Raw genomic sequence first — 26934 nt, 5'->3', positions numbered from 1 at the left:
CTGGAGCGTCGTTTCGCTATACAACGGCTTTTAACGGGAAGTGTTTTATACAAAAGGAGTTTTTTAGAACATTTATTCCGTAAAACCGAACTTTAAGAAAAAGTTTTCTTCCGTACCTTTGCCATCCAAATTAGGTAAAACAAGGTATGAAGTTGTTTTTTAGGGTATTTCTGCTTATCCAGCTGGTTACTCTTCCATTGAGAGCACAATATATGGTGCAAGGCGTTGTCACCGATTCGTTGACGAAGGAGCCGTTGCCTTATACGTCAGTTTATCTGAAAGGAACTACGGAGGGAGGGATGACGGACAATAACGGCCGTTTTTCCTTCAAGACCTATCGCCCGGAGGCCACGCTGGTCATTTCGGCCGTGGGATATAATGAATATGTCCGGCTGATTCATCCTGCAAAGTCTTCTAAGTTCAATATAGCCCTTTCGCCAGCCACTTATGCACTGGATGAGGTGGTGGTGAAGCCGAAACGTGAACGGTATAAGAAAAAGGATAATCCCGCAGTGGAGTTTGTACGCAAGATGATAGAGCATCGGGATGACTACTCGCCCGACGAACGCGACTTCTGGAAACGTGACCGCTATGAAAAGATGACTTTTGCCATCAATAACTTCGACAGCTTGAAGCAACAGAAGTGGCTTTACCGTAAGTTCAAGTTCCTGACGGATTATGTCGATACCTCTGCCGTTACCGGCAGGCCGGTACTGGCCATCTCCAACCGTGAGTTGCTTGCCACAGACTATTACCGCAAATCTCCGCATAGCCGGAAACAGTGGGTCACCGCCCGCAGGCAGGCAGGAGTGGACGAAATGCTTTCGCAGCAGGGTATGGAACAGGCTATCAGTGTCACCATGACCGATGTAGACCTTTATGAGAACAACATCACCTTGTTCACCAATAAGTTTGTCAGTCCGCTATCCTCCCTTGGGCCGTCTTTCTACAAATATTATCTGATGGATACGCTTACCGTTGCCGGAAAGCCTTGTGTTGACTTGACATTTGTCCCTTTCAACTCCGAGTCGTTCGGTTTTACGGGACATTTATACGTCATGCTGGACAGTACCTATTTTGTAAAGCGTGCCGTCATGAACTTTCCTCAGAAAATAAATCTGAACTTTGTGGACTACATGAAGATTGAACAGAATTTTGACCGCGCGGAGGACGGTACGAGGCAGTTGCTCAATGAGAGTATCACTACGGAGTTCAAGTTGGTGGACAATAGTGACGGTATTTATGCCAAGCGGGATGTGTATTACAGAAATTATCAGTATGAACCGGATGACAAGGCTCTGCAGGCTTTCCGAAAAGCGGAAAAGGTGATTGAAGAGACATCGGCTTCCGGCTATTCGGAAGCATATTGGGATGCCAACCGCCAGGTGGAGGTCAGCAAGAAAGAGACTTCGGTGGACAAGATGATGGCCCAGTTGCGCAGCTATCCCGTTTATTTCTGGACGGAGAAAGTGTTGAAGGTGCTGTTCACGGGGTATATTCCCGCTCCGAAGGAAAAAGAACCTTTGTTCTATATCGGTATGATGAATACCACTATCAGCGGAAATACACTGGAAGGGGTGCGCTTGCGTGCCGGCGGTATGACGACGGCATGGCTCAATCCGCATTTGTTCGGCAGGGGCTATATGGCATACGGTTTTCGCGACCATCGTGTAAAGGGACTCGCCGAACTGGAATATTCTTTTCATAGGAAGAAGGAATATGCCAATGAATTTCCTATACATTCGTTGAAGCTCCGTTACTTGTCAGACGTCAATCAATATGGACAACACTATCTTTATACCAGTCAGGATAATGTTTTTCTTGCCTTGAAACGTCAGAAGGATGACCGTATCGGTTATCAGCGGAAGGCGGAACTGACCTATACCAATGAGTTCCATTCCGGCTTTTCCGTGCAGATGACGACGCGTCTGCGTAAAGATGAATCATCCCATCTGATTCCTTTCGTCAAGCAGGACGACCATAATACGTATGTAAAAAGTATTTCGACCAGTGAACTGGAATTGAAGCTGCGCTATGCTCCCAACGAGAAATTCTTCCAGACCCAATGGAACCGCTTCCCCGTTTCGCTGGATGCTCCGGTCTTTTCGCTTACACATACCATGGCTGCCAAAGGGGTACTGGGAGGAGACTATACCTATCACTATACGGAAGCGGGTTTTCAAAAGCGTTTCTGGTTCTCGGCATTCGGTTATACGGACGTTATCCTGAAAGCCGGAAAAGTCTGGAATAAGGTTCCTTTTCCTTTGCTCGTCATTCCCAACGCGAACTTGTCCTATACCATACAGCCCGAGTCCTATTCACTGATGAATGCCATGGAATTCATGAACGATGAATACGCTTCCTGGGATGTGACCTATTACTTGAACGGCTGGCTCTTCAACCGTATTCCTTTGTTGAAAAAGTTGAAATGGCGTGAAGTACTTTCCTGCCGCGGCTTGTATGGGAATTTGAGTGATAAGAATAATCCGGCTTTTCAGCAGGATTTGTTCCGTTTTCCTGCTGGAAGTACCACCATGGGACATACGCCATACGTAGAGGCAGGTGTAGGCATTGAAAATATTTTCAAGGTGTTGCGTGTCGATTATGTATGGCGTCTGACTTACCGAAATTTACCGGATGTAGACAAATCCGGGCTCAGAATCAGTCTACACATGACATTTTAACTTAAATCTTACTAATAGGACATTAAATCGGATAAAATGACTAATCCCAATTGAGTAAAATACCCTAAATTTGAGCAATTTTTTAAACTCTAAATAATACAATGGCAATGAAAGAAAACATTAAGCCGGCAACCGGACGCTTGGGCGTGCTGGTAGTCGGAGTAGGTGGTGCGGTTGCAACCACCATGATTACCGGTACATTAGCTGCTCGCAAGGGCTTGGCAAAAGCTATAGGCTCAATCACACAAATGGCTGCTATGCGCATGCAGGATGGCAAAGAAAAACTTATCAAAGACATAGTGCCTTTGGCTGATTTGAATGATATCGTTTTCGGCGGTTGGGACATTTTCCCGGACAACGCCTACGAAGCTGCTATGTATGCCGAGGTTTTGAAAGAGAAAGACTTGAATTTGGTAAAAGACGAACTGCAAGCCATCAAGCCGATGCCTGCTGCATTCGACCACAATTTTGCAAAACGTTTGAACGGTACGCATATTAAGAAGGCTGCTACTCGCTGGGAAATGACAGAGCAGTTGCGTGAGGATATCCGTAACTTCAAGGCAGCCAATAACTGCGAGCGTATTGCTGTGCTGTGGGCTGCAAGTACCGAAATATATATTCCGCTGTCCAAAGAGCACGAATCTCTCGCTGCTTTGGAACAGGCAATGAAGGAAAACAATACTGAAGTCATCTCTCCGAGTATGTGCTATGCATACGCTGCCATTGCAGAAGGCGCTCCGTTTATTATGGGTGCTCCTAATCTATGTGTGGATACTCCAGCCATGTGGGAATTCTCCAAGAAAATGAATGTGCCCATTTCCGGTAAGGACTTCAAGAGTGGCCAGACTTTGATGAAGACGGTGCTTGCTCCGATGTTCAAGACCCGTATGTTGGGTGTAAGCGGCTGGTTCTCTACGAATATTCTGGGTAACCGTGACGGCGAGGTACTCGACCAACCGGAGAACTTCAAGACAAAAGAGGTCAGCAAGCTGTCTGTTATCGACAATATCTTCGAACCGGAGAAATATCCTGACTTGTACGGTGATGTTTATCATAAGGTACGCATTAACTACTATCCTCCTCGTAAGGATAACAAGGAAGCATGGGACAACATCGATATTTTCGGCTGGATGGGCTATCCGATGGAAATCAAGGTTAACTTCCTGTGCCGTGACTCCATTCTTGCTGCTCCCATCGCGCTCGACTTGGTTATTTTCAGTGATTTGGCATTGCGTGCAGGTATGTGCGGCATCCAGACGTGGCTGTCCTTCTTCTGCAAGAGCCCGATGCACGATTTCGAGCATGAGCCGGTACACGATTTGTTCCAGCAATGGCGTATGGTGAAAGAGACTCTCCGCAATATGGTGGGTGAGACAGCACCGAGTTATCTGGATTAAAAAAACAGTGATAAGGTGATAAAAATAAGGTGGTAAGGTGATAGAGTGATAGCACTTTACCACTTTATCACTTTTATTACTTTATTGCATTTATCACTTTACCGTTTTTATCGCATTTATCACCTCATTACTTTTTTGATGAAGAAACCCTCCCTCCTCCCAGTCATTATCGGTACGGGCTTTGGCTCGGGCTTTTCTCCTTTTGCACCCGGCACTGCGGGAGCTTTGCTGGCTACGCTTATCTGGTTCGGGTTGTCTTATCTGGTTTCAAGTGTCTGCCTTTTGTGGCTGACAGTAGCATTGATTTTGGTATTTACACTTGCCGGTATCTGGGCTGCCAACCGCCTGGAGGTATCTTGGGGCGAAGACCCTTCGCGCGTGGTGGTCGATGAAATGGTCGGTGTGTGGATTGCTTTGCTTGCGGCGCCCGCCGGACATGTATGGTATGCATTGGGAGCATTTGTCTTGTTCCGCTTGTTTGATATATTCAAGCCCTTGGGCATTCGCCGTATGGAAAGTCTGCCGGGTGGAATCGGGGTAATGATGGACGATATTCTGTCTGGAGTCTACGGATTTATAATTTTGATTGTGGCAAGATGGATAATCAGTTGAAATCAAATGGCAAAGGTGTGTCGTGGCGCCATTCTGTCTGGATCTTCTTCAAGGCCCAGATTTCTGCGCAATTCGCAAGCTTTGTCGATTTTCTGGTGACTATCCTTCTGGTAAAGGCTTTTGCTGTTTTTTATCTTTATGCCACATTCACGGGTTCCGTGGTAGGAGGCATTGTAAACTGTGCCATTAATTACGGATGGGTGTTCCATGCCGAAGACTGTAAGAAAACGCATGTTGCCGTGAAATATCTCTTTGTCTGGGGAGGCAGCATTATACTGAATACCTGGGGCACTTTTGCACTGACCGAGTGGCTTACGGGCATGACATGGGTCAATGGATTGTTGGGATATTATATCGACAATGTATTTATTCTGTCAAAGATAATTGTAGCAGTGCTGGTAGCTTTTTTTTGGAACTACCATCTGCAACGTTTTTTCGTTTATCGTAATCACAATATAAAAGGCTTTTTGAAACATTATTTAGAGAACAAAAAAGACGAATATGAATTATAGAGATTGGTTGCAGCAGGTGATATACAAGATTATCAATCCTGTGGTGCATGGTATGATTAGAATTGGCATTACGCCTAACTTTATTACGACTACGGGGCTGGTGCTGAATATCGTGGCGGCTGCCTTGTTTGTGTATGCCGGGGTGTACAAGAGTGGTGAACTGGCCTATGTAGGCTGGGGAGGCGGTATTGTGCTCTTTGCCGGGTTGTTTGACATGATGGACGGACGTGTGGCACGCGTGGGTAAAATGAGTTCTACTTTCGGTGCGCTCTACGACTCCGTACTCGACCGTTACAGCGAGCTCGTGACATTGTTCGGCATCTTCTATTACCTGATGCTGCAAGGCTATTTGTGGGGCTCCATCATTACATTCATTGCGCTGATAGGTTCGCTGATGGTGAGTTACGTGCGTGCCCGTGCCGAAGGTTTGGGGCTGGAGTGTAAAGTCGGTTTCATGCAGCGTCCCGAACGCGTTGTGCTGACTGCCCTCGGTGCCATGTTCTGCGGTATCTTTGGTGATTGTACTTTATTCGACCCGATGCTGATACTAATTGTGCCTATGGCAGTGATTGCAATATTGGCGAATTTGACGGCATTTGCCCGCTTGGCGCATTGCTATAAACTACTGAAAGACAAGGAATGAAAAATAGTTTGTTTCCCTCTGTGAGAGAGGCAGTGCTGGTGATTGTCATCACAGCGTTTTTCCTGATTCTGACAGCGGTCTGTATCGGGCTTCGTCCGGAACATTTCCTGATGGCGGGGGTATTTCTGTTATTGTTCTTTGCCGGACAGACAACCCGTAAGTTGGCAGTGGCGCTGTTGCCGTTTTTCATATTCGGCATTTCGTATGACTGGATGCGCGTATATCCCAATTACCAGGTGAATCCCATTGATGTAAAAGGACTTTATGAGGCAGAAAAATCCCTTTTTGGCTTGTCTGTAGACGGTGCTGTCCTTATCCCTTGTGAGTATTTTGCTTTGAACCATTGTCCTGTTGCCGATTTCTTTGCCGGGATATTCTATCTCTGTTGGGTACCGGTTCCCATTGCATTCGGGGTGTGGCTCTATCTGAAGGGTGACCGTAAGATATATCTTCGTTTTGCGATGGTGTTCCTGCTGGTTAATCTCATCGGTTTTGCCGGCTATTACATCCATCCCGCTGCTCCGCCCTGGTATGCCATGAATTATGGTTTCGAGCCGATACTCGACACTCCGGGCAATCTGGCCGGCTTAGGACGTTTTGACGAATTGCTGGGATGCTCCATCTTCAACTCCATTTACGGAAGGAATGCCAATGTATTTGCAGCAGTGCCCTCGCTCCATGCCGCCTATATGGTGGTGGCTTTGGCCTACGCGGTTATGGACCGCAGCAAAAAGTGGTTGATAGCGTTGTTTGCGGTGATTATGGTCGGTATTTGGTGGACGGCTGTCTATTCGGGACACCATTATCTGATTGATGTGATGCTGGGCATCTCTTGTGCATTGCTGGGTATTTTTGTTTTTGAGAAAGGACTGATGAAGTGGGGAGCGTTCGGACGCTTCTTTGAAAGATACAGTCGATACATTAAATAAGGTATACAATGAATAATTTTGTTTTTTATAGTCCTACAGAGTTTGTCTTTGGCAAGAATACTGAAGTGCAAGTCGGTGCATTGGCGCGTAAGTATGGTGCACAAAAAGTGATGATAGTATATGGAGGCGGTTCTGTTGTACGGAGTGGTCTGCTGGATAGAGTGAAGCAATCCTTGCAGGAAGCCGGTGTGGCTTATTGCGAAATGGGAGGTGTCCAGCCCAATCCCATTGACGGGAAGGTATACGAAGGTATTCAGCTTTGCCGTCGTGAGCAGGTGGATATGATGCTTCCTGTGGGAGGTGGTTCGGTCATAGATACGGCAAAGGCCATTGCTGCCGGAGCCCTTTATGATGGTGACTTTTGGGATTTCTTTATCGGTCGTGCCAAGGTGGAGAAAGCGTTGAAAGTAGCCGTGGTGCTGACTATCCCGGCTGCCGGAAGCGAAGGTTCGGGCAATACGGTAATTACCAAGACAGAGACACTCCAAAAACTGGGGCTCTGTGCCCCCGAGCATTTGCGTCCCGTATTTTCCATCATGAATCCTGAACTGACCTACACCCTTCCGGCTTATCAGACGGCTTGTGGTATTGCCGACATGATGGCTCACATCATGGAGCGTTACTTCACGAATACACCGGATGTGGAAATCAGCGACCGGCTTTGTGAAGGTACCTTGACAGCTATCATTAAAGAAGCTTACCGGGTGAAACAGCAACCGGACAACTATGCCGCACGTGCCAACATTATGTGGTGTGGCACTGTGGCGCATAACGGAATTTGTGGGGTAGGGCGTGAGGAAGACTGGGCATCCCATGCACTGGAACATGAAATCAGTGCTATCTATGATGTAGCCCACGGTGCCGGCTTGGCTGTAATCTTTCCTGCCTGGATGGCTTTTATGGCGGAACATAATCCGGCAAAGATTGCCCAGTTTGCCCACCGCATTTTTGATATACCCAAGTCCGAAGATTTGGAAGAGATGGCTTTGGCAGGTACTGCCCGACTGAAACACTTTTTCCGTTACATGGGCTTGCCGGTTAGCTTTAAGGAGTTGGGCATCGAGCATCCCGATATAGACCGTATGCTCGTCAGTCTGCAGCGCAATAAAGGCGAACTGCTTGGCAACTACGTGAAGCTGACCATGACTGATTGCAGGGAAATCTATCGTTTGGCTTTATAACGAAAGGCATGTTTGGGGAGAGCTCCCCCAAAGCAAGAGATAAAAAAGACGGCGAAGATAAATACCCTTCGCCGTCTTTTTTATTTGATTTCGATTTCTTCCTTCATGTCTATCTCTTCCCCTTGCAGGTCGTAGAATACATATTCCAGGAATGCTAATTTCTGGTTTGGAATAATCTTGATACCGAATCCGTACTTCATCTGCCACTTCCGTTTCAAGGAGACGAGTCCCTGATTGACGTAGGCTGCGATGTACGGGTGGATGTGTAACGAGAATTTCTTTATCTTCAATTTGTTGACCAGGTAGTCAATCTTACTCTCTAAGGTGTCCGTAAAGAGGATGGACGATTTGATGGTGCCTTTACCGAAGCAGGTGGGACAGGTTTCCGTCGTATTTACATCCATAGCCGGGCGTACACGCTGGCGTGTAATCTGCATCAGTCCGAATTTACTGAGCGGCAGGATGTTGTGACGTGCCCTGTCTTTCTGCATGTTGGCACACATACGTTCGTAAAGCTTCTGTCGGTTTTCGGCTTCATTCATGTCGATGAAGTCCACCACGATGATACCACCCATATCCCTTAGTCTGAGCTGGCGTGCCAGTTCGTCGGCTGCACCCAGATTCACTTCCAGTGCGTTGGCCTCCTGCCCGTTGGCATTCTTGGTGCGGTTACCGCTGTTCACGTCTACTACGTGAAGCGCCTCAGTATGCTCAATAATCAGGTAGGCACCACTTTTGTATGAAATGGTCTTGCCGAATGATGACTTGATTTGTTTGGTGATACCAAAATTGTCGTAAATGGGGAGTTGACCTTTGTACAGCTTCACGATTCCTGCCCGTTCAGGGGCGATGAGGGTTACGTAATCCTTGATTTCGTGGTACACAGCCTCGTTGTTCACGTGGATGTTTTCGAAGGAAGGATTGAACAAGTCGCGCAACAGTCCTACGGCACGGCTGGTTTCTTCGTAAATCAGTGTCGGAAATTTGGTGGCCTTCTGTACTTTTGTAATGGCATCTTCCCAATGTTTCAGTAATACTTTAAGCTCTCCGTCGAGTTCGGCAACACGTTTTCCTTCGGCCACGGTGCGGACGATGACGCCGAAGTTTTTCGGCTTGATACTCATCAGCAGTTGCTTGAGGCGTGCGCGCTCTTCGCTCGATTTAATTTTTTGTGATACGGAAACCTTGTCATTGAAGGGAATCAGCACGAGGTATCTTCCGGCAAAGGAAAGCTCGGAAGTCAGTCGCGGCCCTTTGGTAGAGATAGGTTCCTTGACAATTTGCACCACTACTTCTTGTCCCACCTTGAGTGTGTTGGAAACCGTTCCGTCCTTTTCAAGGTCGGGAAGTATGGTTGCTTTGGTAATGGGATTCAGCTTCTTCTTGTCGCTTAAAGTTTGCTTTACGTACTTCTCTAACGAGTTAAATTGAGGACCTAGGTCCAGATAATGAAGAAAAGCGTCTTTCTCGTAACCCACGTCCACGAAGCAGGCATTCAGGCCGGGCATCAATTTTTTGACGCGTCCCAAATACATGTTGCCCACCGAGAAGGAGATGTTTCTTCCTTCGCTCTGGAGTTCCACCAGCTGCTTGTCTTCAAGCAGTGCAATGGATACCTCTTTGGGCTGTACGTCTACAACGAGTTCGCTTGTCACAATAATTGGCTTTTAAATGATTCTATTTACTACTTAAACAAAGAACAAACCCGCGAGACATTTTGCTTCACAAGTTTGTTCTTTATTTTGTCCTTCAGACTAAAAATTACTTTTTGCTTTTATGTCTGTTCTTTCTTAGTCTTTTTTTACGCTTGTGCGTAGACATTTTATGTCTTTTTTTCTTCTTTCCGCTTGGCATAGCTTCAAAATTTTTATGGGTTAATACTATTGTTTATTATTTCTTCACTGAGAGGGTGAACGTTTTTGCAGGCTTAAATGCCGGAATGTTATGTTCCGGAATGATTATTGTAGTGTTCTTGGAGATGTTGCGAGCAGTTTTCTGAGCTCTTTTCTTCACTACAAAACTACCAAACCCGCGGAGGTAAACATTTTCATCTTTGGATAAAGATGCCTTTACTGCGTCCATGAATGCTTCAACGGTTGTAAGTACGGTTGTCTTATCAATTCCGGTGTTCTTTGTAATTTCGTTTACAATATCAGCTTTAGTCATTTTTCTTTAAAAAAAATATTATTACTATAGTTTTCCTAATTTTTTGGACTGCAAATATATAGCTTTTCCGTGGCTCTAAAAAATATATTTCGGACAATTTTCTAAAAAAGTCTTGGCATTAAGCTTTGTTAGGCTGAAAATGAAGTATTTTTGCAGCATGAATATTTTTAGCGGAACATTGTTGGACTGGTATGCGGAGAACAAACGCGACCTTCCGTGGCGAAATACCACGGACCCTTATCTGATATGGATTTCTGAAATCATCTTACAACAGACAAGAGTGGCGCAGGGGTATGAGTATTTTCTGCGTTTCATAAAACGCTTCCCGGATGTGGTGTCGCTGGCTGCTGCGTCCGAGGACGAAGTGATGAAATATTGGCAGGGCCTGGGGTACTATTCGCGTGCCCGCAACCTGCATGCCGCAGCCAAAAGCATGAAGGGGACATTTCCGAAAACCTATGCAGAGGTACGTGCTTTGAAGGGAGTGGGGGATTATACGGCAGCGGCCATCTGCTCCTTTGCCTATGACATGCCTTATGCGGCGGTCGACGGGAATGTGTATCGGGTGCTTTCCCGCTATTTCGGCATTGATGTTCCCATTGATTCTACTGAAGGGAAAAAGACTTTTACCGCTTTGGCGGGTGAGGTGCTCGATAAATCCAGGCCGGCAGATTATAACCAGGCAATTATGGACTTCGGAGCCGTGCAGTGTACGCCGCAGTCGCCCAACTGTCTGTTTTGTCCTTTGTCCGGCAGCTGCCGGGCATTGTCTGAAGGAAAAGTGCAGCAACTGCCCGTGAAGCAGCACAGAACCAAGACCACCAACCGCTATTTTAATTATATATATGTACGCATGGGCGCGCATACCTTGATACATAAGAGGACGGAGGACGATATCTGGAAAAATCTCTTTGAATTGCCTCTGGTTGAAACGGAAAAAGATTTATCCGAAGAGGAATTTCTGGCATGTCCGCAGTTTCATGCGCTGTTTGCAGAGGGAGAGGTGCGGATGGTCCGTACACTGCTTCGGGGGGTGAAACATGTATTGTCCCACAGAGTGATTTACACCAACTTCTACGAGGTTACTCTGCCCGATAATTCGAGCTCCTTCTCAAGTTACCAACGGGTTGCAGTCGAAGATTTGGACCGTTATGCGGTACCCCGGCTGATACATGCTTTCTTGGAGAAATATGTATAAAAGTTGTTCGTATTCTTGCATGGTGTGAATATTCTCGTTAATTTTGGCAGCAAATTAATAAAATAGAAGCTTATGTCAGTAAATAAAGTGATATTGATAGGAAATGTGGGACAAGACCCTAAAATAACCTATTATGAAGGTGGAAACTGTGTTGCCCAGCTTTCTTTGGCCACTACGGAGAAAGGATACACTTTGCAGAATGGTACGCAGATTCCGGACCGTACCGAATGGCATAACCTGATATTCCGTGGCCGTTTAGGCGAAATCGTTGAGAAATATGTGCATAAAGGCGATAAGCTTTACGTGGAAGGTAAGATACGTACCCGTTCTTACGATGACCAGGGAGGCATCAAGCGCTATGTGACTGAGATATTTGTCGACAATATGGAGATGCTGACTCCGAGAACGGCAACTCCCGGTGCCGCCCCTTATGCGCCGCAGGCGGGAGCCGCCCCCCAGCCACAACAACCAGTACAACCGCAGGCTGCCCCTGCACAAGATAACCCGACGGACGACTTGCCGTTCTAATTGTTTAACTAAAACCAAAATCTTTGGACCCAGACGCTTATTTATGCCAGTTGGCAGATGTTTTTAACGGTATATCCGTACAGACTCCTTCTATTTCGGCCATTGTAGCCATTGTGTTGGCAGGTTTGCTTTTGCTTGTTTCCGGTTTTGCATCAGCTTCCGAAATAGCCTTTTTCTCTCTTTCTCCGTCAGACCTGAATGCAATAGCGGAGAGAAAGCATCCTTCGGATGAGAAAATCAGTAATCTGCTGGACAACAGCGAACGTTTGTTGGCAACGATTCTGATTACGAACAACTTCGTGAATGTAACCATAATCATGCTCTGCAACTTCTTCTTTATGAATGTGTTCCAATTTCATTCTCCCATTGCAGAGTTCCTCATTCTGACAGTGGTCCTTACATTTTTGCTGTTGCTTTTCGGTGAAATCATGCCTAAGATATATTCGGCTCAGAAGACGCTGGCTTTCTGCCGTTTTGCCGCTCCCGGCATCACGTTTTGCCGTTCCGTATTCTATCCGATGGCATCTATGCTGGTACGTTCCACCTCTTTCTTGAACAAGCATATGGTCCGCAAGAACCATAACATATCGGTCGATGAACTCTCGCATGCGTTGGAGCTGACCGACAAGGCAGAGCTTTCGGAGGAGAATAATATTCTGGAAGGTATCATCCGCTTTGGCGGGGAAACGGCCAAGGAGGTCATGACCTCTCGCCTTGATGTGGTGGACCTGGATATCCGTACCCCTTTCAAAGATGTGGTGAAGTGCATCGTAGAGAATGTCTACTCCCGTATTCCCATCTATGCGGATAGCCGTGACAATATCAAGGGGGTGCTTTATATCAAGGATTTGCTTCCCCATCTGAACAAAGGGGATAATTTCCGTTGGCAGTCGCTTATCCGGCCCGCCTATTTTGTGCCCGAAACCAAGATGATTGATGATTTGCTGCGCGATTTCCAGGCAAACAAGATTCATATAGCCATTGTGGTCGATGAGTTCGGTGGTACGTCGGGCATTGTCACCATGGAGGACATTATTGAGGAGATTGTGGGCGAAATTCATGACGAATACGATGATGAAGAACGTACATATGCCGTACTGAATGACCACACTTGGGTATTTGAAGCCAAGACCCAGCTGACTGATTTCTATAAAATAACGAAGATAGACGAGGAAACGTTCGATGAGGTGGCAGGGGATGCCGATACGCTTGCCGGACTTCTGCTGGAACTGAAGGGGGAATTTCCTGCTCTCCATGAAAAGGTGACCTACGGCCGTTATGAGTTTGAGGTGTTGGAGATGGACAACCGCCGTATCCTGAAAGTGAAGTTCACAGTAAATGCCCCGGCAGAACCCAACTCTTCTTCCCTTTAATTTTTAATTATTAATTTTTAAATTGTTCCGTGCCCCTCTTCTTGCAACATACCGCTCTTCCCTGTCGATGGGGAATTTGGAAAACGGAGGAATCTCCGGAGGAATTGCTGGCCATGCTTCCTCATCAGGAAGTATACCGGGAAGGTATGCGGCGCTTCACCGCGGCACACCGCCGTTTGGAGTGGCTGGCTGTCCGCGTATTGCTTTATACTCTGTCGGGAGAAGAGAAAGAGATTGCCTATCATCCCAGTGGGAAACCTTATCTGGCGGATGACTCCGCCTCTCTCAGTATTTCGCATACGAAAGGTTATGTGGCTGTTGTCTTGGGATTGCCGGGTCGGGAAGTGGGTGTTGACATCGAGCAGTATGGTGAGCGGGTAAGGAAGGTGGCACATAAATTCATGCGCGAAGATGAACAGCCATCCGTGTTTCGCGGAACCGACACTTGGTCACTGTTGCTGCACTGGTCGGCTAAGGAGACCATGTTCAAATGCCTGAATGCTTCCGAGGTTGATTTTCGCGGGCACATGCGCATTCTGCCTTTTGCTGTAAATGAAAGCGGCGTATTCTCCGCCGAAGAATATCGTACGGTGGAGAAACGCCGGTTCACTATTCATTATTATTTGTTTCCGGATTTTGTCTTGACATTGAGTCTGTAAATCTCTTACAGCCTTTCCAGTTGTACCGTGAAGTGTCTCATCAACGGAGCTTCCCAGGTGATGCGCACTCCGCGGGTAATACTTTCCCGTTTGTCATATACATTTTTCAGAGCGGCTGCCACCACATCCATGTGGTTGTCGGTATACACACGGCGGGGGATGGCAAGCCGGAGCAAGTCCAGGCCGTTGAAGCGGTTTTCGCGGGTCACCGGGTCGCGGTCTGCCAGCAGATAGCCGATTTCACAACCGCGTATGCCTGCTTCCAGATAGAGCTCAGCGGTCAGTGTTTGTGCCGGGAATTCTTCTTTGGGCACATGTGTCAGCACTTTGGGGGCATCCACAAATATGGCATGGCCGCCTGCGGGACGTTGGTAGGGTATCCCGTACTCATCCAGTTTCATGGCGAGATAGCCCACCTGGTGGATGCGGGTTTCCAGATTGTCGAATTCGGTATTCTCGTCCAGGCCGATAGCAAGGGCGTTCATGTCACGACCGTTCATGCCTCCGTAAGTAAGGTAGCCTTCGAACTGCACGCAGAAGCCTTTGGCACCTTCATACCAGTCTTTCCGGCGGGTGGCTATGAATCCGCCCATGTTGACAATACCGTCTTTTTTGGCACTCATCGTCATACCGTCGGCAAGGTCAAACATCTCGCGGGTAATTTCCTTTATGCTCTTGTTGCGGTAACCTTCTTCTCTCATTTTGATGAAGTAGGCATTTTCCGCAAAGCGTGCCGAGTCAAAGAGAACGGGCTTGCCGTACTTGTCGGCAATGGCGCGGACTTCGCGCAGGTTCTGCATGGAAACCGGCTGGCCGCCTGCAGTGTTGTTGGTTATGGTGACGATGACGAACGGTATCCGTTCGCTATGTTCCTGTAATGCTTTTTCCAGTTTTTTAGGGTCTACATTGCCTTTGAAGGGAATTTCCAGCTGTGTCTGTTTGGCTTCGTCTATGGTGCAGTCCAGAGCCAATGCCCGGCGTCCCTCGATATGTCCTTTGGTGGTGTCGAAATGGGAGTTTCCCGGCACAATGTCGCCCTCGTGCACCAAGTAGGAGAAGAGTACATTTTCGGCAGCGCGTCCCTGGTGGGTGGGGATAATGTATTCAAATCCGGTGAGGCGGGTGATGACTTCCTTCAGTTTGAAGAATGAGGTGGCTCCGGCATAGCTTTCGTCGCCCAGCATCATGCCTGCCCATTGGCGGTCGCTCATGGCTCCGGTGCCCGAGTCGGTGATGAGGTCGATATAAACTTGTTCCGATTTGAGTTGGAATACGTTGTAGTGGGCCTCTTTCAGCCATTGTTCGCGTTCCTGGCGGGTACTTTTGCGGATAGGTTCCACCATTTTGATTTTCCATGCTTCGGCAAATGGTAATTCCATAGACTCTGTATCTTTAATAATTTGACAATAGGTTAACGGATAAACCGATTATTGCGGTTTAATGTGCCGAATTTAGACAAAATCTATGTAATAACCAATTTAAATATGACTTTTTGTAATGTAAATGTCCGGACGAAATCACTTCGGCCGGACATCATCAAATAAACTTGGCAGAGTTTATTACCTTCTTTACTTTCTCTGAATTAGGTTTGATGAATGAAATGATGGACGGTTTGTCCGGCTCATTAGACTCAACGCTTTTTCCTCGAAAGCAATGATAAAGTATGCATGGCAGGTCTTCTGACTTGTTTCTGTTGCAGGCGCCTTCCCGGAAGAATATTCCAGTGGCATAGAGTAATTGTCTGCAACGTTGCACGAAACTTACAGCAGCGGGACTGTCCAGGATTTACACCTGATTCCCTTTTAATCGCTTTCCCAGAAGAGGGGGAGCGAACCAATGCATGACAAAGATACGGATTCTTTTTGAGAAAACAATTCTATGAGTGATAAATTTTCTTCCCCTCTCTCTTTCTTTTTGCCGACAAATTGGCAAGGTTTTGCCACCCTCTTGGCAAGACTTTGTCACCGCGTTGGCAAAACTTTGCCATAGGTATGGCAAAAGTTTGCCAAAAGCATGGCAATAGGTTGGCAAAATTACTCTCTGATTGATAGTGACTTAAGGCGATTTAAGCAATCCGTCATGTCGGTAAGGTGAAAAGATACCAATACAAGCCACACTTGCCACAAGAACCTTCTCCAGAGGTATGCAAAGCATTTTGTTTGGTGTGGTAAAACGGGCTGTTATCTCTCTTTTGCCAGTGTGAATACAAACTCCAGTCCTCCGCCTTGGTTGTTTTTGGCAGAGATGGTGCCTCCGTGAATAAGGACTGCATTCTTCACTATGGCGAGCCCCAAGCCGGTGCCGCCCAACTTGCGCGAGCGTCCTTTGTCTACACGGTAGAAGCGTTCGAACAAACGGTTCAGATGTTCGGGAGAAACGCCGATGCCGGTATCGGCAAAACTGAAATAATAGTAATTCTCGTCTTCGCGGAAACAACTGATGTTGATGTGTATGTTGGTGCCGGCATAAGCGATGGCGTTGTCCATGAGATTGCGGAAGATGGAGTAGAGCAGAGAGTAGTTGCCCCGCAACTGTATCTTCGGTTTTAGGGAATTGACAACGGTGATTTGCTTCTGTTCCAGTTCCAGGGACACTTCGTTGACGATGTTTGAAACCAGCATGCTGATGTCCACCTTTTCCATATCAATCATGTTGGCGGCTTCGTCCATGCGGGTCAGTACGGATATGTCGCGCAGCAGGCGGCTCAGGCGGTTGCTTTGCGCGTAGCAGCGTTCCAGGAAGACCTGTATCTTTTCGGGTGCAATGTTTTCGTTGTTCACGATGGTTTCCAGATAGCCTTGTATGCTGCTTACGGGGGTTTTCAGCTCGTGGGCGATGTTTTGGGTCAACTGCCGTTTCAGCCGTACTTGCTCTTCTTCCTGGGTGATGTCGTTGATGGAAATTTCAAAGCTGAGGTCTTGGAAGATGATGCACTCCACGATGAAGGTGCGTCCGTTCTTGTTGATGTGTACGGACATCCTTCGTTCTTCGTTGTAGGAGGGGCGCTTCTGCGCCTTGTTGATGAAATCCGTTATCTTCTGGAATTCGCAGATGGAGAATATCTCTTCGGTAGCCTGCAGGTTGGAGTCTGAAATCAGATTGCCGTATTGGGTGAACAGATTGTTTACCAATATCTCCTTTTTGTCTCTGTTGAATACGCCCAGTCCTTCGCGGGAGGTTTGCAAATGGGTGATAAGCTTTTCGCGCTCAATGTAAAGCGCCTCTTTGGTTTCGCGCAGGCGCTTGTATATCTGTATGATATGCTGCGAAATCTCTCCAAGCTCATTGTGCGGGAAGGCGGCTTGTATGTCCATGTCTATGGGTTCGTTCTTGTCGGCCCTTTTGGCAAACTCGCGCAGGTGGTTGATGGCGCTGCCCAGTTTGGAGGTGAATTTGTAGAAGACGGATATCAGCAACAGTGATACAATGACCGTGAACCAGATGTAGTGTGGGTCGGCAGCCAGATTGTTCATCAGGTTGACGTTGTAGGGGAGGGCTGAACGGATGATGCAGCCTTCGTAGGCGGTGGCAGAATAAAAATAGGTCTTGCCGGTGGTTTCGGAGATGCGCCGCAGGTCATAGCCCTTGCCGTCTTTCAGCGCTTTCTGTACTTCGGGGCGTTTGATGTGGTTGTCCAGTTCATGGCTGTCGTTCTGGGAGCTGTCGAACAATACGTTGCCATGAAGGTCTACCACAGTGACGCGCAATTCCTTGTTCACATGCTTGGAGATGTAGCTGTCCAGCATGGAAGTCCATAGGCTGTCGGGGAGGTAGCGAAGCTCCTGGTGCAGTCTGTCGTTATAATCTTGCAGCTGCATGTCCAGCAGCTCCACTTTGTATTCCTTTTCCCGCTGATACTGGTAGGCGATGAAGCAGGCGGCGAATACGAGGAACAGCGAGATGACCGAAAGGAAAAGCTTCCGGCTGAAGGACAGAAAGTGTCTGTCGTTATTCGGCTTCGAAACAATAACCATATCCCAAGCGTGTTACGATACATTTGCCATAAACTCCGATTTTCTTGCGCAGGCGTGTGATGTTCACGTCGATGGTGCGGTCCAGCACATATACTTCGTCGCTCCAGATGCGGTTCAGTATATCCTCGCGCGAGAATACGCGTCCTTTATTCTGCAAAAGCAGCAATAAGATTTCAAATTCCTTTTTGGTGAGCGGTGCCTCTTCGCCGTCAATGCAGACTTTCTTCTTGATGATGTCCAGTACCAGCGTCTTGTAGACAATCTGTTCCGGTGCATGTTCCGTTTCTCCTTGCCGGGTGCGTCTAAGTACGGCTTTGACACGTGCCGCCACTTCGCGCAGCGAGAAGGGTTTGGATATGTAGTCGTCCGCTCCCAGGTTGAAACCGGTCACGGTGTCATTTTCCGTATCTTTGGCGGTAATGAAGATGATGGGTATCTGGGCTGTCTTCTTGTCCTTCTTCAGCATGCTCGCCATTTTGAAGCCGGAAATTTCTCCCATCATCACGTCCAGCAGTAGCAGGCTGTAGCTGCCAATGTCCATTCTCAGAGCTTCTTCAGCGGAGTTTGCCGTATCCACTTCGTAGCCTTCGTTTTCGAGGTTGAACTTCAGAATTTCACATAAGTCTTCTTCATCGTCCACTACTAAAATCCGGTAATCGTTCATTGCTTTGTTGTTTATGTATGACAAGGATAAAACAATTCTCTTGTCACAAAGTTAAACTTTATTTCTTTTTATCGGCAAAAATAGTGCAAACCGAATGCAGAATTTTCATGTTTGCATGAAAACTTGTGCTGAGATGCAGGCCATTTCTACTTTCTGGGTACAAAAGTGAGGCTAATTTGTTACGGAATGATGAAACAAGTGTTACATTTGGGTTACATTAAATTCTCGTTTATCTAAAAGCCCTGTCACATATAAAATATTATCTTTGCTTCGTAAATATTGAATTGTATGAAAGAACTTATGTATATCAGGAGTTTCTCTAAAAGGCGTTTGCCGGTTATTGTGGGAACTCTGCTTTTAGTGATAATCGGCTCTGTCTGGCTGAATACGGCTCCTTTCCGTTCGGGCTTTGATATCGCGGATGAGCTGGGCGGTAATATATTCCCTTCCAGTATCCTTTCAGTGGCTACCACCGATGCTCAGGTCATAGTGCCGGTAGACTCCATGTATGTAGGTAATCCGAAGTCGTGCATCGCTGTCCGTGTCCGTTCGAGGAATGCTTATAGCCGGGTGCGGGTAGAAGTTGCGGAGACTCCGTTCTTTTCCCGTTCAGTGTCGGAGTTTGTGTTGGCAAAACCGCGTACGGAGTATATTATCTATCCTGATATCATATGGAATTATGAGGCTCTGAAGAATAACAACCAGGCGGAACCCATTAGTGTGGCCGTTATGGTAGAGATGAACGGTAAGGATTTGGGGCAGAGGGTGCGTACTTTTTCCGTTCGCAGCATTAATGAATGTCTGTTGGGGTATGTCACGAATGGTACAAAATTCCATGATACCGGCATCTTTTTTGCAGCATATGTAAATGAGGAGAATCCTATGATTGACAAGCTGTTGCGTGAAGCGCTGGATACGCGTATCGTCAACCGTTTTTTAGGCTATCAGGGAGGTGCCGAAGTGGTGGACAGGCAGGTTTATGCCTTGTGGAATGTACTGCAGAAGCGTAAGTTCCGTTATAGCTCGGTCTCCAATACGAGCCTTTCCAGCAATGTGGTCTTTTCACAGCGTGTGCGCACGTTCGATGACGCCTTGGAGTCCTCGCAAATCAACTGTGTGGATGGAAGTGTGCTTTTTGCTTCTCTGCTCCGTGCCATCAACATAGAACCTATATTGGTGCGCACCCCGGGGCATATGTTTGTAGGATACTACACGGATTCCAGTCATAAAGACATGAATTTCCTTGAAACGACCATGATTGGTGATGTGGATTTGGATGATTTCTTTCCGGACGAACAGTTGGATTCGACGATGGTGGGAAAGTCGCAGAACCAGATGTCGCGCATCACCTTTGACAAGTCCAAGGAGTATGCCAATAAGAAGTATGCCCAGAATAAGGAAGGCATTCATTCCGGCAAACTGAACTATATGTTTCTGGAAATATCCAAAGAGGTGAGAAGGAGAATACAGCCGATAGGGAAATGAGGCGTAGAATGCAAACAGCCGATTTTCACGAACCGGCCGTTCCAATCATCATCTATGAATGAAGACCGTTGAGAGGCTTCAATGAATTAAATCTCACACTCATGCTACGTGCTGTCATGAAATAATCTGTACCATTATATATGTCACCACTACTGATATGGAAATTCCACAACATGGAAAGAGACCAGTTCTTATAAGTGAAACTTGTATATATTAGTATTATGCTGAAAAATAAAATGTTAATGTAGATTATATATGGAATTTATTATTGTTAATAGTCTAACACTATTTTTTGATGAACTTATGAATCATTTTAACTAATTTGCTTTTTAGAATCCTTATCCATACCAATATCCCCACGTAATTAAGTTCTTTTTATATAAAAAGATTTATGAATATGCTTTAATGCGTAAATCAAATAGTTCAAAATATCGCTATATATAAATGATAAATGTGATGTGTTTTTCGTTTTTTTCGCATCATTGAGATATATTATATACAAGTACGGCATCAATATGATTAAGAGTTAATGCTTTGAATAATTACTAAATAGATATTTAAAACTTTGCAAAAATATAAATGCAAATGTTTTAATATTTATTTAGTATTTTTTAATTCGATTGATGATAGAATTTCTAAATTAATTCATATGTTTGCAAACAAATCCAAATAATAGAGCTTATGAAAAGAAATTATTGCTTATCATTAGTGTTGCTTGCATTGTTTGGGGTGTCTGCACCTTTTGCTGCTAATGCAGCTGTTGAAAGTGTGCTAAGTTCCCAAAGTGCTCAGCAAGCCAAGAAAATCACAGGTAAAGTTTTAGATGCGGCAGGCGAACCCATCATCGGCGCCAGCGTGTTAGTAAAAGGTTCTGGTACCGGCGCTGTGACGGATATTGATGGAAATTTTTCTGTAGAGGCGCCGGTGGGTAGCACATTGGAGGTATCTTTCATTGGGTACAAAACAGTGACATTGAAGGTGACGAACGCCACTACTTATACTGTGAGTTTACAAGATGACTCGCAAGCGCTGGACGAAGTGGTTGTGACGGCAATGGGTATCAAGAAAGAGCGCAAAGCTTTGGGATATTCAATGGAGGATGTGAAGTCGGATGAATTGATGAAGATGAAAACTGCCAATCCTATTTCATCCCTTTCGGGGAAAGTGGCCGGTGTGAATGTTACTCAGTCATCCGGTGCCGCTGGTGCGGGCGCTCAGATTATATTGCGTGGAGGAACGTCGGGTGCTGAAGGCAAAGACAATCAGCCGCTCTTTGTGGTGGATGGTGTTATTTTTGATAACTCTTCATCAGTGGTGGGCAATTCGGCTTTCGATGGTTCTATGCGTTCTGCCTCTACTACTTCCAATCGTTTGATGGATATAAACCCCGAAGATATAGAAAGTATGTCGGTGCTCAAAGGCCCTGCAGCTGCCGCTTTATACGGTTCACGTGCAGCCAACGGAGTTATTCTTATCACTACCAAGAAAGGTAAAGAGGGCGTGGTTGAAGTGAATATCAATTCTAAGTTTACTGCTTCATGGGTAAAGAGCCTGCCGCAAACGCAACGCCAATATGCCCGTGGATATATGGAAGACCAATATGATTCAAAGAAGAACTATACTGGTACTGTGTTTAATGACTTTGCTTATACTTCGTGGGGAGAGAAGTCGAACGCAGCTACTTATGATAACATAGGTGATTTCTTTCAAGGCGGAAACATTTTCGATGAAAGTGCCAGCGTAGCCGGGGGTACCAAGAATAGTAAATTCTATCTTTCAGGGTCTTACTATGATCAGGTAGGTGTTGTGCCCGAGACCGGATACAAGAAATATGCTTTCCGTTTCAATGGTGAGCAGAAGGTGGGGATTTTTACCTTTAACGCCAGTGCCGCATATAGCGATGCTCATACGGACCGTACTTTGACGGGTGCCGGACTTTATAATTCGAGTGGTAATGGTGCTCTTTATGGTGTGTACAACTGGTCTCCTTTCGACCGAATGACCCACTATCAGAACGAGGATGGTACCCGTTATCGTTTGTTTGGCGATCGTCTTGATCCATGGGACGAACGCGACAACCCCTATTGGATTGTCAATCGTAACCACATGTATGACGACATCGACCGTTTCAATGGGATGCTCAGTATAAAAGCCGATATTGCCAAATGGTGGTTTGTTTCTTATAAAATAGGTATTGACCGTTATACCCAAACCGCTTCCAACCGTTTGGCTGCCAATGGCGTGCTTAAACAAGTGTGGCAAAAAGGTATGATGAGTGACAACACCCAGCAGTTCCGCTATATGAGCCATGACTTTATGTCGAACATGAGCCATAAGTTCGGTGATTTCGATTTGAATCTTTTGTTGGGTGCCACAATGGACGAAACCAAGACAGACCGTAGCTCGATGATGGCTTGGAACTTTTCCGTTCCTGATTTTTTCTCATACGCCAATGCCAGTAAAGACAATAAGCAATTCACACATGCAGCTACTAAGAAACGTTTGGTAGGAGCTTTTGGAGAATTCCGTGCATCATGGAAAAATATGCTCTATCTCACTGTGAGCGGTCGTAATGACTGGACTTCTACTCTTCCTCTTGAAAATCGTTCGTACTTCTATCCTTCGGTAAGCGGTTCATTCGTATTTACTGAAGCCTTGCAGCGACTCGGTTGGCTGGATGACAGTGTGCTCAACTTTGGTAAATTGCGTGCATCGTGGGCCAAGGTAGGTAAAGATACCGGTGTGTACGAATTGGAAACTGCCTTATGGCCTACGGGTACCTATCTTGACGGTACGGTAGGTGTGGGAAATACTTGGACACGCGGTAATGACAAACTGAAACCGGAAATGACCAAGTCTACCGAAATAGGCGTGGAATTGAGTTTCTTCAAAAACCGCCTGCACATAGACTATGCTTACTATACCAACAATTCATATAATCAGATTCTTGCTCCTCGCGGTCCGCAATCTACCGGTTACATCTTTTGGAGTATCAATGCGGGCAATGTGTATAACAAAGGTATGGAACTCTCTATTTCGGGAACTCCCATACAGACTAAGGACTGGACATGGGACATTGGCTTGAACATGGCAGGTAATCGTGGTACTTTGGACGGGCTTCCCGAAGGTATGGGCGTGATGTATGTTACCGATGTGCAATATGCCGGTATGCAGGCAGCCTCGTTCAGCGGTGGAGATTTTATGGGTATTGCCGGTACCAAATGGAAACGTAATGACGCCGGTGAGGTGATACTCGACAAAAACGGTATGCCTACTTATGATAAAACCCTTGTAGCAGTAGGTAATCGTGAATCATCGTTTACCGGTGGATTAAACAATACCCTTACTTGGAAGAATTTTACTTTCAATATGCTATGGGAATTCCGTGTAGGTGGTGATGTGGTCAACGGTACTCAATATGCTATGGATAACAGCGGTGTGAGCCAGTTTTCTGCCGATGTACGCAATCGTTCTCTCACTGTAACGGGTGTCAATTCCAATGGTGACCCAGTGACCAATACTTGGGAAGCCGATAAAACTTATACTTTTAATGGAGTGCAAATGAGTGGTTACAACATCATTAAGGATTATTATCAGAACTATTACTCCAAGGAGTCAGCCAACTATATTACCGATGTCAATTCTTTGCGTTTACGCTCTGTTTCATTGAGCTATGAGTTTCCTAAAACGTGGCTTTCCAAGATTGGATTTGTAAAGCGTGCTTCGGTATCGGTAGCTGCTACCAATCTATTGCTCATCACCAATTACGACGGTGATCCTGAAGTGGCTGCCGCCGGTGCGGGTGTAGGTGGCTCATCATCAGTAGGATTTGACTACTGCGGTGTACCTGCCACTTCTACCATGTCGTTTGGCTTGAATCTTACTTTCTAACTCTTAAAAAACAGAAGCAATATGAAATTATTCAAATCTATGATATTATGTAGTGTGGGTGCCCTTATTACTTTGTTCTCGGGGTGTAGTGACTGGCTCGATGTAAATGTCGATCCCGAAAATCCCACAGCCGGAAATGCGACCTATGATTCACGATTGGCACATATTGAATTTTATACCAACAGTGCCACTCAGTTTGCTGCTTGGCGTTCCAGTATGTCTATGGGCGATTGGACACGCTATTATGACGGCGGCACTTATTGGAGCATGTCTTATTGGAGTCCTCAGACCGGTGCCGTTACCACTCCCTACCAATGGTGGTTCTGTGGAGCTGCTGTAAATATTCCATTTTTGATTGACAAGGCTACGGCAGCCGAGGCTTGGCATTATGTGGGTGCAGCTCGCGTAATTCGTGCCTATGGTTTTATGCTTATGACAGACCTTTATGGAGAAATGCCTTACAAGTCGAGTGAGGCTGAAGCCGGTGTTACTCCTACCTATAATGACGGAAAAACAATCTATTTGGGCTGTTTGGCCGATCTTGACACCGCTATCGAGATGTTCCAAAAAGAGCAAGGGTCTGCGACAGCTTCGTTGGCTGTAGGCGATATTTGGAATGGTGGTAGTGTAGACAAGTGGCTTAAATTGGCATATTTACTTAAAGCACGTTACATTAACAAGCTTATTAAAAAGGGTGAAGGCAGTTATCTTGAAGGGAAATACGATGCCGCAGAAATCTTGGCTTGTCTTGACAAGGCTCAGCAAAGCAATGCCGACAATACCGTATTCAATCATATTGATGCCAATAATTCGCATGATGTATTGGGATGGGACGAACCGGTTGATTATTCACCGCTCTTTTCTGTATGTGGCATGAATGCCGGCTATATGCCTACCAAGATGCTTTACGATAATCTGACAAATTTTGCCGGAAGTGGAATAGAAGATCCGCGTGCCGATAAGATTTTACCTTGGGCATATTCGAAGCAATCAAGTAATTCACCCGCAGAGGTGAAGTTCAAAAACGGTTGGCGTCGTTCTATGGGTGTAGACATGATTGGCAATGATAGTCCCAGCCTTACCGGCGGACCGTTGCGCTCGAACTTCTCGGCAGCCAAAGGTTGGTGGATTGACAGTGAATCTTCTACCCGTAAGGGGGACACTATTTATGTAGAGTGTACCAGTCAGTGCAAAGCTTATCAAGGACGTCCTGATTTACTTTATCGTCGCGATGGCACTGATGCCTCTCGCGAATCGGGAACTTTCTATACTCGCGTGTCTTCTCCCACCTATATTGGAACCTATGCCGAAGCTTGTTTCATACGTGCTGAAGTACTCTTTAACCAAGGTAATAAAGGAGCGGCTTTTAATGCTTATAAGAAAGGTATTGCAGCCAGTATCGACGGTATGAACGATAAGTTGAAAGTGTGGTGCCGTGAAGATGCCAATTTGGAAGCATGCCCCTCGTTCTCTCCTATGACGCAAACCGACATTGACAACTATTTGAACAATGGTATTGGCACTGAAGAGAATATTACTTTGGGCAAGATTCTTACTCAAAAGCGTTTGGCATTGCATTTTTCCATGGAAATTTGGAACGATATGCGTCGCTACGATTTTAATCCGGAGCTTTTCTTAGGCTGGGGTATTCCTGCACGCTATGGCGTTGATGCTACTGCCCAAAAGAATATTCCGCAAGGTAAACAGTTCCGTCGTTGGCAGCAATGCAGTCATGAACTCAACTACAATACGGCCAATCTGCAAGCTATCGGTGCCACTGTTCCGGGAGCTGATACTTCAATTGCACTTTGGAATGCTGCCGAGGACGTATGGACTTTACCCGTATGGTGGGACAGTGCCCAAAACTAATTTTTCATTGCATTTTATTTTGTGATACAAATTCATTATCTTTACGCCCAAAATGTGGATTTTAAGATATAGTTAAGATATTGAAGGCTCTAATGGTCTTCATTCATAGATGATGATTGGAACAGCCGGTTCGTGAGAATCGGCTGTTTTTTTTGTTTCGTTTGTTTGCATATCAACGGCGGTAATATGTTACTTTTGCCCTAAAACCGAAGATAGGCTGCACCTCAGCATAAAAAATGGACAAGTTCATTTTATTTTGCATTCGGTTTGTACTATCTTTGCGAGAAATAGCTGAGATGGTAGGAACTGTCTTTGCAAAGATTAGTCTATATATGGAACAAAGCAAGAAATTTATCTCTCCGGGGGCATGGTTCTCCATGACTTATCCGGCAGACTGGAATGAATTCGAGGACGGGGAAGGCTCTTTCCTTTTTTATAACCCCAATGAGTGGACCGGTAATTTTCGCATTTCGGCTTTCAAAGGGAATGCTACATATGGCAAGGACTCCGTGAAGCAAGAGTTACGGGAAAACTCCTCTGCCATTCCGGTTAGGATAGGCCGGATGGAATGTGCATATAGTAAGGAAATGTTCGAGGAAGAAGGTGCGTACTATACTTCCCATTTATGGATAACGGGCGCGGATGAAGTTGCCTTTGAATGTTCGTTTACGGTGAAGAAAGGAGAGCCAGTTGCAGAAGCGGAGAAGATTATCGCTTCGCTGGAAACGTGGAAGGATGGAGTGAAGTATCCAGCGGAGATAATTCCGGTGCGCCTTTCGGAAATCTACCAGATTAATGAAGCATACGAGTGGGTGGATACTACTATAAAGGAATTGTTGAAGAAGGATTTCCAGGGAGCCGAGGAAGACATTGCCAAGATGCAGCAGATGATGGAAGAAAGCAACATCAGCCCTAAAAAGAAAGATGCGTGGCTGGCTTTTGGCATTGTGCTTTGTGTTATTTTCGCCAATGAAGTGGACGGTATGGAATGGCGTACCTTGGTGGACGGAAACCGGGAAGCGCCCATATTGCTGAACACGTCTACCGGTGAATGGATAGACCCCATGAAGCTGGTTTGGAGCAAAGTAAAGGCAGGAGGTAAAGTGAATCTGCTGGAGATATACAGCTCCTTGTTCTAAGGTCCGGTCATCTCGGTACTGTGATTTTCA

General features: G+C 46.1%; 20 protein-coding genes and 1 riboswitch. Of the genes, 15 read left to right on the top strand and 5 right to left on the bottom strand.

Features of this window, described 5'->3' with window-relative positions:
- Positions 1 to 146: 146 nt before the first annotated feature.
- From DWZ03_RS18265 to DWZ03_RS18235, 7 genes are all read left to right on the top strand, one after another.
- Entirely contained in the window at positions 147 to 2684 is a 2538-nt protein-coding gene (locus tag DWZ03_RS18265) for a DUF5686 and carboxypeptidase-like regulatory domain-containing protein (protein ID WP_120130504.1), read from the top strand.
- 107 nt (positions 2685 to 2791) lie between these two features.
- On the top strand, positions 2792 to 4081 hold the full coding sequence (locus tag DWZ03_RS18260) for an inositol-3-phosphate synthase (RefSeq protein ID WP_005835961.1): 1290 nt from the start codon (positions 2792 to 2794) through the stop codon (positions 4079 to 4081).
- 138 nt (positions 4082 to 4219) lie between these two features.
- Positions 4220 to 4693, top strand: coding sequence for a phosphatidylglycerophosphatase A (locus DWZ03_RS18255; protein WP_034523126.1), 474 nt, complete (start codon positions 4220 to 4222; stop codon positions 4691 to 4693).
- Positions 4678 to 5205, top strand: coding sequence for a GtrA family protein (locus DWZ03_RS18250; protein WP_005826761.1), 528 nt, complete (start codon positions 4678 to 4680; stop codon positions 5203 to 5205). The genes DWZ03_RS18255 and DWZ03_RS18250 overlap by 16 nt, the downstream gene beginning before the upstream one ends.
- Positions 5195 to 5848, top strand: a complete 654-nt coding sequence (locus tag DWZ03_RS18245; RefSeq protein WP_005826758.1) for a CDP-alcohol phosphatidyltransferase family protein — start codon at positions 5195 to 5197, stop codon at positions 5846 to 5848. Before DWZ03_RS18250 ends, DWZ03_RS18245 begins: the two co-directional genes overlap by 11 nt.
- Entirely contained in the window at positions 5845 to 6777 is a 933-nt protein-coding gene (locus DWZ03_RS18240) for a phosphatase PAP2 family protein (RefSeq protein ID WP_120130503.1), read from the top strand. The genes DWZ03_RS18245 and DWZ03_RS18240 overlap by 4 nt, the downstream gene beginning before the upstream one ends.
- A gap of 8 nt (positions 6778 to 6785) precedes the next feature.
- Positions 6786 to 7958, top strand: a complete 1173-nt coding sequence (locus DWZ03_RS18235; RefSeq protein WP_117680499.1) for an iron-containing alcohol dehydrogenase — start codon at positions 6786 to 6788, stop codon at positions 7956 to 7958.
- An 80-nt stretch (positions 7959 to 8038) separates the two neighbouring features.
- Here the strand turns inward: DWZ03_RS18235 and DWZ03_RS18230 are convergent, their stop codons facing one another.
- A complete protein-coding gene (locus tag DWZ03_RS18230) occupies positions 8039 to 9613 on the bottom strand; it encodes a ribonuclease E/G (RefSeq protein ID WP_005826752.1) in 1575 nt (524 codons plus the stop codon).
- 235 nt (positions 9614 to 9848) lie between these two features.
- Positions 9849 to 10124, bottom strand: coding sequence for an HU family DNA-binding protein (locus DWZ03_RS18225; RefSeq protein WP_005826750.1), 276 nt, complete (start codon positions 10122 to 10124; stop codon positions 9849 to 9851).
- A gap of 157 nt (positions 10125 to 10281) precedes the next feature.
- Here DWZ03_RS18225 and mutY point away from each other — a divergent pair, with 157 nt between their 5' ends.
- The 4 genes from mutY to DWZ03_RS18205 all read left to right on the top strand — a co-directional run bounded on the left by mutY (position 10282) and on the right by DWZ03_RS18205 (position 13882).
- Entirely contained in the window at positions 10282 to 11322 is a 1041-nt protein-coding gene (gene mutY, locus DWZ03_RS18220) for an A/G-specific adenine glycosylase (protein ID WP_120130516.1), read from the top strand.
- A gap of 72 nt (positions 11323 to 11394) precedes the next feature.
- The gene (locus DWZ03_RS18215; RefSeq protein ID WP_016273371.1) at positions 11395 to 11850 is read left to right on the top strand and encodes a single-stranded DNA-binding protein; all 456 of its coding nucleotides are present in this window, start codon (positions 11395 to 11397) and stop codon (positions 11848 to 11850) included.
- Between the two features lie 23 nt (positions 11851 to 11873).
- Positions 11874 to 13223, top strand: a complete 1350-nt coding sequence (gene gldE / locus DWZ03_RS18210; RefSeq protein ID WP_057281787.1) for a gliding motility-associated protein GldE — start codon at positions 11874 to 11876, stop codon at positions 13221 to 13223.
- Between the two features lie 29 nt (positions 13224 to 13252).
- Positions 13253 to 13882: a 4'-phosphopantetheinyl transferase family protein gene (locus DWZ03_RS18205; protein WP_005826741.1), complete on the top strand. Its 630-nt coding sequence runs from the start codon at positions 13253 to 13255 to the stop codon at positions 13880 to 13882.
- Positions 13883 to 13887: 5 nt separating this feature from the next.
- Here DWZ03_RS18205 and DWZ03_RS18200 read toward each other — a convergent pair whose 3' ends face one another.
- The 3 genes from DWZ03_RS18200 to DWZ03_RS18190 form a co-directional block, all read right to left on the bottom strand.
- Positions 13888 to 15261 carry a tryptophanase gene (locus tag DWZ03_RS18200; protein WP_016273374.1) on the bottom strand — a complete coding sequence of 458 codons (1374 nt, stop codon included), beginning with the start codon at positions 15259 to 15261 and terminating at the stop codon, positions 13888 to 13890.
- Between the two features lie 272 nt (positions 15262 to 15533).
- Positions 15534 to 15735, bottom strand: a riboswitch (cobalamin riboswitch).
- Positions 15736 to 16062: 327 nt separating this feature from the next.
- A complete protein-coding gene (locus DWZ03_RS18195) occupies positions 16063 to 17856 on the bottom strand; it encodes an ATP-binding protein (RefSeq protein ID WP_120130502.1) in 1794 nt (597 codons plus the stop codon).
- Positions 17831 to 18520 carry a response regulator transcription factor gene (locus DWZ03_RS18190; RefSeq protein WP_005835972.1) on the bottom strand — a complete coding sequence of 230 codons (690 nt, stop codon included), beginning with the start codon at positions 18518 to 18520 and terminating at the stop codon, positions 17831 to 17833. Before DWZ03_RS18190 ends, DWZ03_RS18195 begins: the two co-directional genes overlap by 26 nt.
- 288 nt (positions 18521 to 18808) lie before the next feature.
- Here DWZ03_RS18190 and DWZ03_RS18185 point away from each other — a divergent pair, with 288 nt between their 5' ends.
- The 4 genes from DWZ03_RS18185 (at position 18809) to DWZ03_RS18170 (ending at position 26904) form a co-directional block, all read left to right on the top strand.
- Positions 18809 to 20005 (top strand): hypothetical protein, encoded by a 1197-nt coding sequence (locus tag DWZ03_RS18185; protein WP_005835974.1) that lies wholly within the window; start codon positions 18809 to 18811, stop codon positions 20003 to 20005.
- Between the two features lie 681 nt (positions 20006 to 20686).
- The gene (locus DWZ03_RS18180; protein ID WP_120130501.1) at positions 20687 to 23896 is read left to right on the top strand and encodes a SusC/RagA family TonB-linked outer membrane protein; all 3210 of its coding nucleotides are present in this window, start codon (positions 20687 to 20689) and stop codon (positions 23894 to 23896) included.
- Between the two features lie 21 nt (positions 23897 to 23917).
- Entirely contained in the window at positions 23918 to 25765 is a 1848-nt protein-coding gene (locus DWZ03_RS18175; protein WP_035447986.1) for a SusD/RagB family nutrient-binding outer membrane lipoprotein, read from the top strand.
- A gap of 332 nt (positions 25766 to 26097) precedes the next feature.
- On the top strand, positions 26098 to 26904 hold the full coding sequence (locus DWZ03_RS18170; RefSeq protein ID WP_165859871.1) for a DUF3805 domain-containing protein: 807 nt from the start codon (positions 26098 to 26100) through the stop codon (positions 26902 to 26904).
- Positions 26905 to 26934 lie beyond the last annotated feature (30 nt).

It is taken from the genome of Bacteroides sp. AF29-11 (genome assembly GCF_003602895.1).
GTDB classification, from domain to species: Bacteria; Bacteroidota; Bacteroidia; order Bacteroidales; family Bacteroidaceae; genus Bacteroides; species Bacteroides uniformis.
This window is presented reverse-complemented; position numbering and strand designations above follow the sequence as displayed.

Excerpts from the sequence above, each read along its gene's own strand:
- DWZ03_RS18265 (WP_120130504.1), top strand. The coding sequence starts at position 147 with ATGAAGTTGTTTTTTAGGGTATTTCTGCTTATCCAGCTGGTTACTCTT.
- DWZ03_RS18260 (WP_005835961.1), top strand. The coding sequence starts at position 2,792 with ATGAAAGAAAACATTAAGCCGGCAACCGGACGCTTGGGCGTGCTGGTA.
- DWZ03_RS18255 (WP_034523126.1), top strand. The coding sequence starts at position 4,220 with ATGAAGAAACCCTCCCTCCTCCCAGTCATTATCGGTACGGGCTTTGGC.
- DWZ03_RS18250 (WP_005826761.1), top strand. The coding sequence starts at position 4,678 with ATGGATAATCAGTTGAAATCAAATGGCAAAGGTGTGTCGTGGCGCCAT.
- DWZ03_RS18245 (WP_005826758.1), top strand. The coding sequence starts at position 5,195 with ATGAATTATAGAGATTGGTTGCAGCAGGTGATATACAAGATTATCAAT.
- DWZ03_RS18240 (WP_120130503.1), top strand. The coding sequence starts at position 5,845 with ATGAAAAATAGTTTGTTTCCCTCTGTGAGAGAGGCAGTGCTGGTGATT.
- DWZ03_RS18235 (WP_117680499.1), top strand. The coding sequence starts at position 6,786 with ATGAATAATTTTGTTTTTTATAGTCCTACAGAGTTTGTCTTTGGCAAG.
- DWZ03_RS18225 (WP_005826750.1), bottom strand. The coding sequence starts at position 10,124 with ATGACTAAAGCTGATATTGTAAACGAAATTACAAAGAACACCGGAATT.
- mutY (WP_120130516.1), top strand. The coding sequence starts at position 10,282 with ATGAATATTTTTAGCGGAACATTGTTGGACTGGTATGCGGAGAACAAA.
- DWZ03_RS18215 (WP_016273371.1), top strand. The coding sequence starts at position 11,395 with ATGTCAGTAAATAAAGTGATATTGATAGGAAATGTGGGACAAGACCCT.
- DWZ03_RS18200 (WP_016273374.1), bottom strand. The coding sequence starts at position 15,261 with ATGGAATTACCATTTGCCGAAGCATGGAAAATCAAAATGGTGGAACCT.
- DWZ03_RS18195 (WP_120130502.1), bottom strand. The coding sequence starts at position 17,856 with ATGGTTATTGTTTCGAAGCCGAATAACGACAGACACTTTCTGTCCTTC.
- DWZ03_RS18190 (WP_005835972.1), bottom strand. The coding sequence starts at position 18,520 with ATGAACGATTACCGGATTTTAGTAGTGGACGATGAAGAAGACTTATGT.
- DWZ03_RS18185 (WP_005835974.1), top strand. The coding sequence starts at position 18,809 with ATGAAAGAACTTATGTATATCAGGAGTTTCTCTAAAAGGCGTTTGCCG.
- DWZ03_RS18180 (WP_120130501.1), top strand. The coding sequence starts at position 20,687 with ATGAAAAGAAATTATTGCTTATCATTAGTGTTGCTTGCATTGTTTGGG.
- DWZ03_RS18175 (WP_035447986.1), top strand. The coding sequence starts at position 23,918 with ATGAAATTATTCAAATCTATGATATTATGTAGTGTGGGTGCCCTTATT.
- DWZ03_RS18170 (WP_165859871.1), top strand. The coding sequence starts at position 26,098 with ATGGAACAAAGCAAGAAATTTATCTCTCCGGGGGCATGGTTCTCCATG.